This is a genomic window from Lentzea pudingi, assembly GCF_014646255.1.
Classification (GTDB): domain Bacteria; phylum Actinomycetota; class Actinomycetes; order Mycobacteriales; family Pseudonocardiaceae; genus Lentzea; species Lentzea pudingi.
Genome location: NZ_BMNC01000004.1, coordinates 394,856 through 408,758, shown reverse-complemented (window position 1 = coordinate 408,758; position 13,903 = coordinate 394,856). Strand labels below are relative to the sequence as shown.

At 65.8% G+C, this 13,903-nt stretch carries 13 protein-coding genes; 10 read left to right on the top strand and 3 right to left on the bottom strand.

The window, feature by feature from the left end; genetic code table 11:
- Positions 1-49: 49 nt before the first annotated feature.
- Complete coding sequence (locus IEY88_RS17270) at positions 50-1,321, top strand: acyl-CoA dehydrogenase family protein (protein WP_189155775.1); 1,272 nt, start codon at positions 50-52, stop codon at positions 1,319-1,321.
- Positions 1,322-1,408: 87 nt separating this feature from the next.
- A complete protein-coding gene (locus IEY88_RS17265) occupies positions 1,409-2,131 on the top strand; it encodes a hypothetical protein (RefSeq protein WP_189155774.1) in 723 nt (240 codons plus the stop codon).
- 110 nt (positions 2,132-2,241) lie between these two features.
- Here the strand turns inward: IEY88_RS17265 and IEY88_RS17260 are convergent, their stop codons facing one another.
- A complete protein-coding gene (locus IEY88_RS17260; protein WP_229693469.1) occupies positions 2,242-3,021 on the bottom strand; it encodes a FadR/GntR family transcriptional regulator in 780 nt (259 codons plus the stop codon).
- A gap of 232 nt (positions 3,022-3,253) precedes the next feature.
- On the opposite strand from IEY88_RS17260, the gene mhpA reads away from it, so the two are divergent.
- From mhpA to IEY88_RS17235, 5 genes are all read left to right on the top strand, one after another.
- On the top strand, positions 3,254-4,858 hold the full coding sequence (gene mhpA, locus IEY88_RS17255) for a bifunctional 3-(3-hydroxy-phenyl)propionate/3-hydroxycinnamic acid hydroxylase MhpA (RefSeq protein WP_189155772.1): 1,605 nt from the start codon (positions 3,254-3,256) through the stop codon (positions 4,856-4,858).
- Between the two features lie 6 nt (positions 4,859-4,864).
- Complete coding sequence (locus IEY88_RS17250) at positions 4,865-5,209, top strand: cupin domain-containing protein (RefSeq protein ID WP_189155771.1); 345 nt, start codon at positions 4,865-4,867, stop codon at positions 5,207-5,209.
- Between the two features lie 80 nt (positions 5,210-5,289).
- A complete protein-coding gene (locus tag IEY88_RS17245; protein WP_189155770.1) occupies positions 5,290-6,156 on the top strand; it encodes a fumarylacetoacetate hydrolase family protein in 867 nt (288 codons plus the stop codon).
- Positions 6,157-6,222: 66 nt separating this feature from the next.
- The gene (locus tag IEY88_RS17240; protein ID WP_189155769.1) at positions 6,223-6,774 is read left to right on the top strand and encodes a nuclear transport factor 2 family protein; all 552 of its coding nucleotides are present in this window, start codon (positions 6,223-6,225) and stop codon (positions 6,772-6,774) included.
- Positions 6,775-6,808: 34 nt separating this feature from the next.
- On the top strand, positions 6,809-7,225 hold the full coding sequence (locus tag IEY88_RS17235; protein WP_189155768.1) for a nuclear transport factor 2 family protein: 417 nt from the start codon (positions 6,809-6,811) through the stop codon (positions 7,223-7,225).
- Positions 7,226-7,374: 149 nt separating this feature from the next.
- Here IEY88_RS17235 and IEY88_RS17230 read toward each other — a convergent pair whose 3' ends face one another.
- On the bottom strand, positions 7,375-7,995 hold the full coding sequence (locus IEY88_RS17230) for a TetR/AcrR family transcriptional regulator (protein ID WP_189155767.1): 621 nt from the start codon (positions 7,993-7,995) through the stop codon (positions 7,375-7,377).
- Between the two features lie 377 nt (positions 7,996-8,372).
- On the opposite strand from IEY88_RS17230, the gene IEY88_RS17225 reads away from it, so the two are divergent.
- The gene (locus IEY88_RS17225) at positions 8,373-10,118 is read left to right on the top strand and encodes a CocE/NonD family hydrolase (protein WP_189155766.1); all 1,746 of its coding nucleotides are present in this window, start codon (positions 8,373-8,375) and stop codon (positions 10,116-10,118) included.
- A gap of 164 nt (positions 10,119-10,282) precedes the next feature.
- Positions 10,283-11,350, top strand: a complete 1,068-nt coding sequence (locus IEY88_RS17220; RefSeq protein WP_189155765.1) for a magnesium and cobalt transport protein CorA — start codon at positions 10,283-10,285, stop codon at positions 11,348-11,350.
- A gap of 139 nt (positions 11,351-11,489) precedes the next feature.
- Here IEY88_RS17220 and IEY88_RS17215 read toward each other — a convergent pair whose 3' ends face one another.
- Positions 11,490-12,329, bottom strand: coding sequence for an SDR family oxidoreductase (locus tag IEY88_RS17215; protein WP_189155764.1), 840 nt, complete (start codon positions 12,327-12,329; stop codon positions 11,490-11,492).
- A gap of 624 nt (positions 12,330-12,953) precedes the next feature.
- Here IEY88_RS17215 and IEY88_RS44280 point away from each other — a divergent pair.
- Positions 12,954-13,649 carry a carbohydrate-binding domain-containing protein gene (locus IEY88_RS44280; RefSeq protein ID WP_229693468.1) on the top strand — a complete coding sequence of 232 codons (696 nt, stop codon included), beginning with the start codon at positions 12,954-12,956 and terminating at the stop codon, positions 13,647-13,649.
- The last annotated feature ends 254 nt before the right edge of the window (positions 13,650-13,903 follow it).

The following is a 13,903-nucleotide window of genomic DNA, read 5'->3' as shown; positions in this document are numbered from 1 at the left end:
CGGCGAAGTTCTGCGTCCTCTGAACGATCGACCCGACACGGAGTCCACGATGCTCGTCACCGATGACAGGCCCACCACGCTCGCCGCTGTCCTGGAGAAGGTGCGTGAGGTCGGTCCGACCCTGCGCGCCGCCGCGCTGGAGGGTGAACGCGCAGGCCGCCACTCCGACGCGACGATCGCCGCGCTCGACGCCACGGGTGCCTTCAACATCGCCAGCCCTGCGGAGTTCGGTGGTGCCGAACTCCCGGTCCGCGACCAGCTCGACGTCGTCACCGAGGTGTCGTCGTGGGACGGTTCGGCCGGGTGGACGGTGTGGGTGGGGGCTTCGACGAACTGGATTCCGGCCGGCTCGGGCGCGAGGGTCGTGGAGGAGGTCTACGGCCCCGCGTGGGTCGGGCCCCGCGTTGCCGGATCGAGCCACTTCCCGGCGACACGGGGACGCGCGAAGCGGGTGGACGGCGGCTGGATCGTCTCCGGTGGACCGTGGACTTTCGGCAGCGATGCGCTGTGGGCGCCGTACACGAACCTGGGCTGCATGGCCGACGACGGCGACGGCCCTCACCTCGTCGGGGTCCAGGTCCCCCGCGACGAACTGCGGTTCCTCGACGACTGGCAAGTCGCCGGCATGCGCGCCACGGGCAGTGTGTCCGTCACCCTCGCGGCCGATGAGCTGTTCGTCCCCGCGCACCGCGTCGTCGATTTCCGCGACGTCGTGGCCGGCACCCTGGACAACGGCCTTGCCGGATCACTGTGGAAAGCGCCTTCGCTCGGCTGGGCGTTCAGCCTCATGGCCGGTATGTCGATCGGGATCGCCCAGGGCGCGCTGGCCCGCTTCCTCGAGCGCTCCGCCGGGCGGCCGATCCGTGGCACGACCTACAAGAACCAGCTCGAAGCGCCGCTGACGCACCTCATGCTGACCGAGGTTCACAGCAAGATCCGGTCGGCGACGTTGATGGCACAGGCCAACGCGGCCGAGACCGATCGCCTGGGCGAGCTCGCCGCCGCCGGCCCGCCCGCGTCGCCGGAGTACCTGCAGCACTTCAGCGCGCGAGTTCTCGCTGAGACTGCCTACGCCGCCAAGTGGTGCGCCGAAGCGATCGAGCTGCTCCAGCGCAACTCCGGCTCCACCGCGATCATGGACTTCGAACACATCCAGCGGGCGTGGCGCGACGCGCGCGTTGTCACACTCCACGGCGCGCTGAACCTGGAAGCGCTCTCGGAGAACTACGGGCGCCTCATGGCCGGCATCCAGCCCCACGACTTCGCAGGGATCACCACCCTCAACCGGTCCGCTGCAAGCGCTGCCCGCAACGCTGGCTGAACGGGCCGTTGTGCTCCACCCGCACGTGTACGCATCTCCTGCGGCATCAGGACAACGACGTCACGAGTCACCCGACGGAGGACCACCATGAGCAGCGACACGGAGACCATCAGCAGCAAGAGCACGACGGCGGCGTCCGAGTGGCGGGTCTGCCTGGCAGGCGAGCAGGACGACAGCTCTATCGATCGGTTCGAGGTCCGCTCCGCACAACGTGCCCTCGCACTGCTCAAGACCAAGCTCGGCCGTGAGCGCCTCCTCGACCTCCTCGCCGACGAGATCGCAGCGGGTGACGCCTACCTGCGCGACCAAGTCGCGCGCTCGGCCGGCGAGGAGGCAACAGGCACAACGACGCTGCACGCACACGGCATCACCGCGGGGCAGTTCACGGGCTGGCTCTCACAGGCCTTCGCGCGGGAGGACGTCCTGCTCGCCGGGCACCCGGAGCACTACTCCATCCACGCCGGCGGCGGCCGGGTCAACATCGTCGAAACTCTCGGCGATCACATCTGCTCGTTCTACATGCGCGAGTGGGACGAGGCGAAGAGCCCGGAAGCGCCGACATTGCCCGCAGACCCGAACTCGACGTACGGCCGCCGCTCGCGCATGGTGCTCGAGGACGGCACCGTCATCGGCGGCATCGCCAACGCGTTCACCGACGTCGAGGGCGGGTTCACCGCCAGCCTCTCGGTGACTCTCCCAGCCTCGTGCAGTCCGACGGTGATCGAGCACCACCTGGAGCATTTCGCGGTGGAGTTCCACAACTGGATCCTGCGAGCTGCGTCGGAGTTGTCGGCGCGCTCCGACATCTGAGCCCGGGAGAACGTGGTCGGTGGTGCTACACCACTGACCACGGCGGGCTGCCACTGTGGACCAGGCCAGCGGTTCCAAACCTGAGTCAGCAGCCCATCCCGAAGCAGCGATCACGGACGGACGTCGTGCGCCTCGGCAAAAACGAGACGGCTGGAGCCGTGCGCACGGACGGTCGCGGGCAACTCTTCCTGGTCTTCGTTCAGCGAACCCGACGAGGCGTCGCCGCGATGTGCCACGACCGCGGCTCGTACGCGATCCTCGTCGCGCGAGCGGATCGCTTCGACGAGTTCCTCGTGCACTGCCAACCGCTCGACGAGGTACCCGTCCGAGGTCGACGAACGCTCAGGGTCGGCGCGGACCGACAACTCGGCGATGGTTCGGATCAACGAGACGTACACCGCGCGAGCGATCTCGTTAGGAGTGATGTCGGCGATCCGCTCGTGCAGAGACCAGTTCGACTGCAGGAAGCTCTCGAGGTCGTCGGACCGTCGCATCGCGTCGAGGCATACGTCCAGGTCGCGCAGATCCCGATCGGTCCGGTGCAGTGCCGCTTCAACGGCGATGAGCTCTTCGAGCGCATCTCGTACCGCGATCGCGTGGGCGACCGTGCCCGCTCCCTGCGGCACCGTCAAGAGCGTCTGACGCAGCCGCACCACCGGACCGGCGGCCGCCACGAACAAGCCGCCACCGCGCCCAGGACGAACGTCGACGATCCCTCGCTCGGAGAGCAGACGGCAGGTCTCACCGATGGTTCCCCGGCCGTAGCCGGTCTGGGTGCGTAGCTCCTCCATAGTCGCGATCCGGTCTCCTGGCTGCAGGCCGCGGGTGCCGATCAGCGCCTCGATCTCAGAGGCGAGGTTCTGCGGCAGGCCAGGCGGTCGCGAAAACATACGCATAGTTTAGCCCTTGACAGCGGCTGACCGCCAAAGCCAGTATTCAAAACTACCCGAAACATACGGGTCGTTTATCGGCACCGCTCACGTCTGAGTCGTGCGCCGAGCACTGTCAAAGCCGACAGGAGGGCTGAGCTGTGGTGCAGCGGACTTCGACGCGGGCACTGTCCAGGGGTGGCGCGGTCCCGAACATCCAGGTCGCCGCGCTGGACGCGGCTGGGTGGGACGCATGACGAGTCCAGTGGGTCAGGACGCTGCCCCTCCGCCGCGGGAAGTCGACTGTTTGGTGGTCGGCGGCGGACCAGTCGGGCTGCTGACCGCGATCTTGCTCGGACGGGACGGTCTGCGGGTCGCCGTGGTGGAGCGTTGGCCACTGCGCTATCCGCTGCCTCGGGCCTGCACGATCGACCACGAAGCGATCCGCATCCTGCAGGCCGCGGGGTTCATGGCCGAGCACGCCCACCTCTTCGAGCCTTCACAAGGCGAACGCGGCGGCTACGAGTTCCGCAACGGTGACGGCGAACTCCTGCAGACCATCAACTGGAACCGGGTCGCCGAATCGGGATGGGCCAACACCAACGGTTTCTACCAGCCCGACCTCGAGGCGGCCCTGGAAGACCTGGCGAGCACGACACCCGGCGTGAGCGTCCACCGTGGATGGACGTTCACTGCCTTCGATCAGCACGACGGCGGAGTCACCGCCCGGTTGGCCCGCACCGATCAGCAGACCGAGCTCGCGCAAGTCGATGCCCGTTGGCTCGTCGGCGCCGACGGAGCCAACAGCGCAGTGCGCTCGCAACTCGGTGTCGCTGTCAAGGACTCGGGCTTCGAGGCCGACTGGCTGGTCGTGGACTACCAGCCACTGTCCGATGAGGACTGGACGGCGTTCGTGACCCAGTACTGTGATCCGGCACAACCGGCGACCGCGGTGAACAGCGGCCCGGGACGGCGACGGTTCGAGTTCATGCGCCGCGAGGACATCACCGCGGACGAACTCGGGCGGCAGGACACCGCATGGCGCTTGATGGCGCCCTGGGGCGTGACACCTGAGAGTGCCCGGCTGGAGCGACACGCCGTCTACACCTTCAAGGGGCAGTGCGCTCAATCTTGGCGCGAGGGCAACGTTTTTCTCGCCGGGGACGCAGCACACGTCATGCCTCCCTTCCTGGGGCAGGGACTGTGCTCGGGACTCAGGGACGCACGTTCTCTTTCTTGGCGGTTGAGCCTGGTGCACCACGGACTCGCGCGGCCCGCGGTGCTGGACACCTATGGACCGGAACGCACCGGGCACGTCTGCGAGATCATCGACGAGGCCGTAGCGGCGGGCCGGGTCATCTGCGAGCTCGACGTCGAGCGGGCGGCAGCTCGCGACGCCGAAATGAGGCTACGTGCGCAGGATCCTGGTGCTGCCACACGTGAACCACCCCATCCTCGTCTCGGTCAGCCGTCGCTGACGGATCCCAGTGCGGACAACGACGGGCGACTGGCGCCGCAGGGCCGTGTTCGCGTTGGCGAGCGGGTGGGTCTGTTTGACGACGTGGTGGGCGGCGAATGGCAACTGCTCAGCTTCGGCGGAGATCCAGCCGAGTTGTGCGATGCCGACGACCTGTCGTGGTTTCGGCAGATCGGCGGCGTCATTGCCGACGTCTCCGGTCAAGGCCACGTCGAGGACGTCGACGGCCACTACAAACGCTGGTTCGACGCGCACAGCTGTCAGGCGATCCTGGCCCGCCCGGACTTCTACGTCTTCGCCGCCGGCGCGCACACCGACGTCCCACACTTTCTGACGCGCCTGCGCCAGGCGATCCAGCCAGCCACGACCTCGGGAGAGTGATCGATCATGGGCATGCAGGTCTTCAGGCTCGCCGACGCTGAGCCGTTCGACCCGCCGGGACACCGCGGTGTGGGTCCCGTCCGTCTCCAGAACGGTCCGGGCCCATCCCAGGCCGGCGTGACCGTGGTGCTGTCGCACTACTTGCCCTACGGCGAAGCGGAACTGGCCGAGCAGCCCACGGAAACCGTGTACGTGGTGGTCTCCGGAGAACTGGTCATGGTCAGCGAGGGAGTCGAGGAGGCTCTCGGTCCGTACGACTCCGTGCGCTTCTCCGCCGGAACGCTGCGTCAGGTCGTCAACCGAACCCACCTGCCCGCCAGCATGCTCGTCATCCGGCCGGCCACCAGCTGAACATCCAGGCGGCGGATCACCGGCGGAGCACAACTCCGCGACGGCACCGCGTTGTCCCAGATCAAAACGAAGGGGAACAGATGAGGATCGTAGGGGTCAGACAAACACAGGGCTCCGGTGTGATGGTCGCGGCGCTGGCGGAGGACAACGCCGAAGTCACTCTCATCGCCTCGCTCGCCGACTTCTGGGCCGATCCAGCGGGACATCTGTCCAGGCCGCCCGCTGGACCGACGTTCGACACAGCGGAACTGGAGCATGTGCCGCCGGTGCTGCCCGACGCACGAGTGCTCTGCGTCGGTCTCAACTACCACGACCACGTCGCGGAAGGCAGCTACCGCGACGAAGCCCTGCCCGCACATCCGACCCTGTTCGCGCGGTGGACCCAGTCGCTCACCGTCGACGGCGCCGAGATCCCAGTACCCGCGAACGAGCAGGGCCTGGACTGGGAAGGCGAGGTCGTCGCCTGGATCGGCGCCCCGCTGATCGACGCCTCCCCCGACGAAGCGCTGGCGGCGGTCATCGGCTATTCCGCGTTCAACGACCTGACCGCCCGCACGGCGCAGAAGCGGACCTCTCAGTGGACCTTGGGCAAGAACGCGGACCGGTCAGGGCCCATCGGCCCGATGGTCCCCGCCGCCGAGGTCGGTGACCTGCGCGACGGCCTGCGACTGCAGACCCGCGTCAACGGCGCGACGATGCAGGACGCCAGCACCAAGCAGATGATGTACCCCGTCGGCGAGACGCTGTCGCAGATCTCTCACACACTGTCTCTGCGTCCTGGCGATCTGCTGGCGACCGGGACACCGGCCGGCGTCGGGTACGCCCGCACCCCACCCCAGTTCCTGCGGCCAGGAGACATCGTCGAAGTCGAGATCGAACGTCTCGGCGTGTTGCGCAACGCGGTGGTCGCGAACGAGCAGCGGTTCACCGCGGCCACCACCAGGTGAACGTTTGCTGGAGCACGGCCATCACCACCTGCTAGTCACCACAGTTCAACAGGCAGGAAGAGATCGATGAAGATCGAAGAGCTACTCGCCCGTACGGAGATCCACGACGTCCTGCTGCGGTACTGCCGCGGGCTGGACCGCGTCGACATGAACCTCGTGCGCGGTGCCTTCCACGACGACGCGTGGGTGCAGTTCCCCGAGAGCCTGCACACCGGATCGGTCGACGGCTTCGTGGAGTTCCTGTCCGCGGAGATGCCTCGTTTCGTGCGCACCATGCACTTCCTCGGAAACAGCCTGATCGACTTCGACGGCCCCGACGTCGCTCACGTGGAGACCTACCTCCAGGCCGATCACCAGGGGTCGGACGAGCACCACTGGAAGAACGACACCGTCAAGCTGTGGGCGCGCTACCTCGACAGGTTCGAAAAACGTGACGGCGCCTGGCGGATCGCGCGCCGCAAGCTGTCCGTCGACTGGATGTACCGGTATCCGACCACCGGTTGGTTCGACGACCACCCCGACGCCTCCGTCCGGCTGCGGGACGGAAACGACCCGAGTCTGCGCCCGGTCGCAGGCTTCGACGGCACCCGGCTGACGACGGAGGACTGGCCCGCGTGAACCCGGCTGATGACACGGATGAAAGGTCGCCGCTATGACGCCGCAAGACCAGCTCGAAACCGTCAAACGTCACTACGCGCTTCAGGCTGCGGGTGATCACGACGCGGCCGAGCAGTTCCTGACCGACGACTTCGTCATCGAGATCCCGTCGTACATGCCGTTCGCTGGGGTGTACCGAGGCCGAGGTGCTTTTCGCGAACTCATCCCGATCGTCGTCGCCAGCGCCGGGGTGAAGGACCTGCGGTTCGTTGCGACCACCGTCGGAGATGACTACGCGGTCCAGATCGTGGAGTTCGTCCTGGACGGACACGACGGGCCGCCGACGCAGGTCGCTGAAGTGATTCGCTTCCGCGGGGGTCAGATCTGCGAGATCCGCCCCTTCTACTTCGACGCCACCCCGTTCATCGACGCTGCCGTGCGCCGCGCCAACCACGAGCATGGCCACAGCTGAGCGTCACGACACCCGGCTGCGGCCATGGAGACGTCTCCATGGCCGCAGCCGGGTGTCCACTTGAGAGAACAAACGACGTGCCGTGTCGTGCACGAGGTGGCATCGGTACGTTCCGGTGGACGACCGCCGGTTCAGGCCTCGTGCCGCTGTCACTCAGACGCGAGCAACGGTTGCAACGCCGTGGCTGTCGCGCTGACGATCGACTCCAGGCTCACGTTCGCGACGGTGGGCACGCGAACGACGCTGCGGGCAACGATGATGCCGACCAGCATCGCCGAAGCGATCCCGATACGCAGGCGGGTGTCTGGATCGTCCCCCCGCAGATGAGCGGACACCCCGATCAGGAGCCGGTCCTCTATGAAGTCACGCAACTGCGCGGCCGCTTGCTCGGTGGACATCGCACCGCGCAACATCGCCAGCAACGGCTCCGACGCGGTCGGATCGTTCTCCCACACCTCGAGGAAGGCGCGCGCCACACGCTCACCGATGCCGACCTCAGGACCGCGCCACGCGTCCGTCATCCGCATGAGCGCGTGCGCCGGCACGGACAGCACAGTTGCGAACAACTCGTCTTTCGATTTGAAGTACTGCATGACCAGCGCCGCATCGACACCCGCATCGGCGGCGATCTTGCGGATCGTCGTGGCGGTGTACCCGTCCGAGGCGAAGCGTGCGCGAGCCGCGTCGAGGATGACCTGCCGCGTCTCAGGCTGGCCGGGCCTTCTCCCCCGCCTGACGGGTGAAGAGGCACCGCTCTGACTTGACGACATGCCTCAGGATGGATCTTCACCAAGACAATTGTCAACGGTTGTAGATATCACAGAGGGTACACACCCAGGATTTGCCGCTTTCGACCCTTTGCTGAACATCGGTCAAAACCGCCGAAGATATCAACACCGGGTGATTTACTGAACCGATCGCAATTGAGCGAGCCGTTTAACCTGGCAAACCTTAAGGTTCGATGCCAGCGAGCCACGACACCGCGCCGTCACCTACCGCGACGATGACCAAGTTCACACGTTCGAAGCATATCAACGCGTGTTGATATCTAGGCCATCCGGAGGTAGGTTGTTGACAGACAGTGACGTCTGGGCCTCCGCGAACCGACATGACGCCGGTCCTCGGACGACAACGTGAGGAGCTCGTCATGAGCGACGACCAGAAGGTGTTCATGCCCTCCCGACCGCTCGAGCCGGGAAGCGACAGGTACGGCGTGCTGTCCGGGTTCGAGCCCGGCACGCGGACGCTGGAGGCGGGCTTCCAGATCGCACCGCCGTTCCTGCCCTTGCCGATCGACATCGTGTTCGAGAAGGACGTCCCGGTCACCCTGCGGGACGGCGTCACAATTCACGTCGACGTGCTGCGCCCAGTAGGAGCCGAGAAGGTGCCGGTGATCGTGGCCTGGAGCCCGTACGGCAAGGGCCAGGGAACCGCGACCAGCGTGATGGGCGTGTTCGGCCTGGTCGGGCTGGACAACGGGATCGTCTCCGGGCTGGAGAAGTTCGAAGGTCCCGACCCCGCCTACTGGTGCGCGCGGGGCTACGCGATCTGCAACCCCGACGTCCGCGGCGTGGTCGACTCCGAGGGCGACAGCGTCCTGTGGGACCGCCAGGAAGGCCGCGACTGCCACGACCTGATCGAGTGGCTGGCCGTCCAGGACTGGTGCACCGGCAAGGTCGCCATGAGCGGGACCTCATACCTCGCGGTCTCGCAGTGGTTCACCGCCGCCGAGCAGCCTCCGCACCTGGCGGCGATCAACCCGTGGGAGGGCGTCAGCGACGTCTACCGCGACCTCGTGCTGCGCGGGGGCATGCCGGACCACGGCTTCGCCCAGCAGTTGCGGGACTACAGCTTCTGGGGCAAGAGCCGGAAGGAAGACATCATCGCCGAGGCGGACCAGTACCCGTTGATGACCGACCTGTGGGAGAACAAGATCCCGCAGTTCGACCAGATCACGGTGCCGGCGTACGTCGTGGCCAGCTACTCGAACACGCTGCACACCGCGGGAACGTTCCGGGCCTGGCGCCGGATCGCCTCCGAGGACAAGTGGTTGCGCATCCACAACACCCAGGAATGGCCGGACTACTACGACGAGGCGAACCGGGAGGACCTGCGCCGGTTCTTCGACCACTACCTCAAGGGCGAGGACAACGGGTGGGAGAACACCCCTCGCGTCCGATACTCGCTGCTCGACCTCCAGGGCGGAGACCAGGTCAACCTCGCCGCTGACGAGTTCCCGCCGGTGGACGTCACCTCGACGAAGTACTACCTCGACGGCCGGACACGAGCCTTGGTCACGACGGCACCGGCCGACGAGACCAGCGTCGGCTACGAGTTCGGGGCGAACCCGGACCTGGTGTCGTTCATCGCGCGGTTCGACAAGGAGACCGTCCTGGTCGGCTACCCGAAGGCACACCTCTGGGTCGAGGCACAGGGCTCCGACGACATGGACCTGTTCGTGCTGGTGCAGAAACTGGACGTCCACGGCACTCCGCTGCAGCAGTTCACCTCGCCGAACCAGAGTGCGATGGCGCACGACCTCACCGAACGCGGCGGTTCGATCCTGCGGTACAAGGGCTCCGACGGGCGTCTGCGGGTGTCCTTGCGCAGCCTGGACCAGTCGCTGTCCACCGAGGACGTTCCCGCCCACCGGTTCGACCGAGAGGAGAAGCTCTCGCCCGGCGAGATCGTCGACATCGAGATCGACCTGCTGCCGGTCGGGCTGGTCTTCTACCCCGGTGAGCAACTCCGATTCGTCGTGAGCGGCCGGCACCTGCTCGGCGGGATGATGCCCAGGCTGCGGGAGTACGAGCCCGCCAACAAGGGAAAGCACATCATCCACACGGGCGGCGAGCACGCCTCCTACCTGCAACTGCCGGTACAGGTGCGGTAGCGGCGACCGATGACGCGCTGCGGGTGGGGTGCGCACGAGACGTCCGCCCCACCCGCAGCCTCCAGCGTTCACACCCGACTGAGCGGTGCTGACTCGGCCTGAACGAGCGGGAGGGCGCAACTCCCGGCAGGCTGACACCACCAAGATCGAAGAAGGGTGGTCGGGTGGCGCGGATAGACGGTCACATCTACGTCAACGGACACCGGACGGCAGAACTCCACAGTCTCGAAGAAGCAGCCGAGGCGCTCGAGGGCGAAGGTGCCGTTGCCTGGATAGGGTTGAGAGAGCCAGATCCCGCGACGCTGGACGAAGCCGCGGCGAGGTTCGGCCTGCACCCACTGGCCATTGAGGACGCACGGAAAGGCCACCAACGCGCGAAACTGGAACGCTACGGCGACACCATGTTCGTCGTCCTGCGCCCTGGGACGTATGACGATGACACCGAACGAGTCGAGTTCGGCGAAGTACATCTGTTCGTCGGGTCGAGGTTCGTTCTCACCCTCCGTCGCGGCAACCGTCCAGACCTGGCGGCCACTCGCGAGGCGCTCGAAGCAGAACCGGAGTTTCTCGGCACCGGCCCCGAGGCCATGCTGACGGCTTTGCTCGATGAGATCGTCGACGGATACGCACCGATGGTCTCCGGACTCGAGGAAGACATCGACCAGGTCGAGGACAGCCTGTTCATCGACGGCCACGTCGACCCCGCGTTGTCGCAGCGCATCTACCGGCTGATCGAACAGGTGCTCTCGTTCCAGCGCGCCATCGGTCCACTTCCGACAATGGTGCAGGGCCTGCTGCGCGGCGCCGGACGCTACGGCACCGGCGACGACGTCCAGAACCGGCTTCGCAACGTCCTCGACCACGTCATCCGGATCACCGAACGAGTCAACACCTGCCGATCACTGCTGGAGAACGCGCTCACCGTCCACTCGACCCTGGTATCCCTGGAGCAGAACGAGGCGATGCGGCGCATGTCCAGCGCCAGCCTCGCTCAAGGCGAGGAAAGCCGGCAACTCGCACGCGAAACCATCGAACAGGGCGAAGAGGTCAAGAAGATCTCGTCCTGGGCGGCGATCCTCTTCACCCCCACCCTCATCTCCTCCGTCTACGGAATGAACTTCGACCACATGCCCGAGCTGCACTGGCTGTGGGGCTATCCCTTCGCGGTGGTGCTCATGCTCGGCTTGGGTGTCGGGCTCTGGGGCGTGTTCAAGTTCAAGCGCTGGCTCTGACGCTCGGCGTACACAAGCTCGAGGTCGCAGATCCGATAGGACTGCACAAATGCGGAACTTTTCCCTGAGCCCAGACAGGTGAAAGGGCACGTCCGGACAACTTCCGCCCGTCGGCACGACGAATGCCCAAATGCGAGGTTCAGCCCAGCCACGCCTTCAGAGTGTTCTGGACAGCAGAGCCGTCCATGTCCGCGAGCTTCACACCGGCGAACGCTCGAGCCCGGTCCGAGGTCTGCACGCGAAAAGGCGGCGTGTCGGACGTCAAAGCGGTGACGATCGAGGCCGCCGCATCGGCTGGCGTCTGCGCGTCGGCAAAGGCGCCACTGGTTCGCTCGAGATAGGCACGCAGTGCGGGCGCATACGGCCCGTTGGCGTCGATGTCGACGGCTTGCACACCGGTGTTGCCGACGAACTCACTGGCCACCGCGCCCGGCTCGACCACGATCACCTTCACCCCCGTGCCGGCGGCGACCGGTGCGAGCGATTCCATGAACCCCTCGACGGCGAACTTCGCCGCGCAGTACGCCTCGTTGAACGGCTGGCCGACGACACCGCCAACACTGGTGATCGTCACGATCCGCCCGGAAGCCGCTCGCAGATGCGGCAGAGCAGCACGGGTGACCGCGAGTACGCCGAAGAAGTTCACCTCCATCACCTCGCGGATCGTCTCGATCGTGTCCTGCTCCAGGGTGCCGACATGTCCGGACCCCGCGTTGTTGATCAGCGCGTCGAGTCGGCCGTAGTCGGCTACGACCCCACGAATGCAGGCATCGACGGAGTCCCTGTCCGTGACGTCCAAGTGCCGCACGTCGACCAGGTCGGTCAGGCCGGCGCTGTCCAGCTCCGCGAGCAACGCCTTGGCCCGCGACGTGTCGCGCATCGTGGCGACCGCGCGCCAGCCGGCCCGCGCGGCGGCGACTGTCGTAGCCAGTCCGATGCCTGACGATGTGCCGGTGATCAGGACGGTGCCAGAATTCATGCTCACGCCTCTCTCAGAGAAACATTAAACGCGTCGACAGCGCTAAACGATTGGCCCTATTCCGCTTGCACCCAGCTCTGGCGCACCGCTCGCAGCAGTCACCATGGTGCCGACTGCCCTTGCGCGCCACACCGTTGCGATAGCGCGGGAGGACTATCCCCCACCACTGTTCGATGGCCACGACGCCTTCCTTACGCACCTTACGCTGGCGGCGACACAATATCAACAGTTGTTGATATCTAACGATCGAGATTCGCTAAGCCGCAGTTGAGAGGATCACGCAACGTTCAGGCACGCCCATCGACAGACACCTAATCCTGCGCTCGGGCCGACCACGCCACCCACTCGACACCGTTCACCAGTTGAAAAAACTGCAGGACAGACATGTTTCAGGCGCCTACAGCGGCAGGTTCACCCTAACGCAGTACGGCAACCTATCGAAAACTCGTCGAATTCGACGGGAAGAGACCGACTTAATCGATATAGGAGATTCTTGACACCTTCGACGTGTCTCTGCGGGTCATTGACTTGACCAATTGGTCCACCCATCCTGATTGGACCGTCGCCTGCTCAACACGTGAACTCACGAGGGAGTAAGAGCGCATGCGGAGACTATCCGCGCTCATGGCTGCCTTGACGTTGGTACTCGCCGGGGCATCGCTGTCAGTAGGGTCGGCGTGGGCGGAGAACGCACCCAACGGCTACCTCTGCTGCGTCAACGAAAGTGCTACAGATCCTGACGGGGATGGATGGGGCTGGGAGAACAGCAGGTCGTGCGTAGTGCGCGGAGGCCCGGCCGATGGCAACGCCACGACCGCCTGTCCCTCGGGAATGCGTTGCGGGTCGTACAGCATCGGTGGTCTGGGTACCCGCAAGCAGCAGGTGCGCAACGCGGGCGGCAACGTGCTGGACTTGGCCGTGGCCATGCTGGAGACCGAACGCATGGACACCAACTATCCCTATGGGGACAACAAGCGCGATGACGCCGCGAACTTCGGCATCTTCAAGCAGAACTGGTACATGTTGCGCAGCAAGTGCGACCGGTTCCGCAACCAGTCCACGGGTGAGTGGAACAACGGCGCCTCGCTCAACAGCAACTTGTCCGCCGACATCTCCTGCCTGCACCAAAGCCAGAACAGCAATGGCATGAACACCTGGTTCGGCGGCCACCGCAACGGTCAGACCGGCATCAACAACCCGAACACCGGAGACATCAACGGCTACAAGGCCGCCGTCTACCGGATCCGCGACCAGCTCAACCGCAATTCCTCGAACCTGAGCAACGACATTCGCTTCTGGGTCGACGTCAGGCCCATCTGATCGATCCTCGACACAGCGCCGAGCTCCGGCCGGGTCAGGACAGCAGTACTTCGACCCGTCCGGAGCTCGATGCTTCCGGTCGCACCGAGCTGGCGACCTGGGCTCTCCTGAAAGGTTCGAGTCTCGATGCAGCCTTGGCCATAACGAGTTCTGGCGGGGGTCACGCAGCCTGCGCTGCATACACCCCTTGGGCCATGAAGGAGTGCTGCGCCATGATCGACAGATCAGCAACGTCCCGGTCGTCCTCCGCCAAT

Bases quoted from the DNA above. Each gene is read 5' to 3' on its own strand.
- IEY88_RS17270 (WP_189155775.1), top strand. From the start codon at position 50: ATGCTCGTCACCGATGACAGGCCCACCACGCTCGCCGCTGTCCTGGAG.
- IEY88_RS17265 (WP_189155774.1), top strand. From the start codon at position 1,409: ATGAGCAGCGACACGGAGACCATCAGCAGCAAGAGCACGACGGCGGCG.
- IEY88_RS17260 (WP_229693469.1), bottom strand. From the start codon at position 3,021: ATGTTTTCGCGACCGCCTGGCCTGCCGCAGAACCTCGCCTCTGAGATC.
- mhpA (WP_189155772.1), top strand. From the start codon at position 3,254: ATGACGAGTCCAGTGGGTCAGGACGCTGCCCCTCCGCCGCGGGAAGTC.
- IEY88_RS17250 (WP_189155771.1), top strand. From the start codon at position 4,865: ATGGGCATGCAGGTCTTCAGGCTCGCCGACGCTGAGCCGTTCGACCCG.
- IEY88_RS17245 (WP_189155770.1), top strand. From the start codon at position 5,290: ATGAGGATCGTAGGGGTCAGACAAACACAGGGCTCCGGTGTGATGGTC.
- IEY88_RS17240 (WP_189155769.1), top strand. From the start codon at position 6,223: ATGAAGATCGAAGAGCTACTCGCCCGTACGGAGATCCACGACGTCCTG.
- IEY88_RS17235 (WP_189155768.1), top strand. From the start codon at position 6,809: ATGACGCCGCAAGACCAGCTCGAAACCGTCAAACGTCACTACGCGCTT.
- IEY88_RS17230 (WP_189155767.1), bottom strand. From the start codon at position 7,995: ATGTCGTCAAGTCAGAGCGGTGCCTCTTCACCCGTCAGGCGGGGGAGA.
- IEY88_RS17225 (WP_189155766.1), top strand. From the start codon at position 8,373: ATGAGCGACGACCAGAAGGTGTTCATGCCCTCCCGACCGCTCGAGCCG.
- IEY88_RS17215 (WP_189155764.1), bottom strand. From the start codon at position 12,329: ATGAATTCTGGCACCGTCCTGATCACCGGCACATCGTCAGGCATCGGA.
- IEY88_RS44280 (WP_229693468.1), top strand. From the start codon at position 12,954: ATGGCTGCCTTGACGTTGGTACTCGCCGGGGCATCGCTGTCAGTAGGG.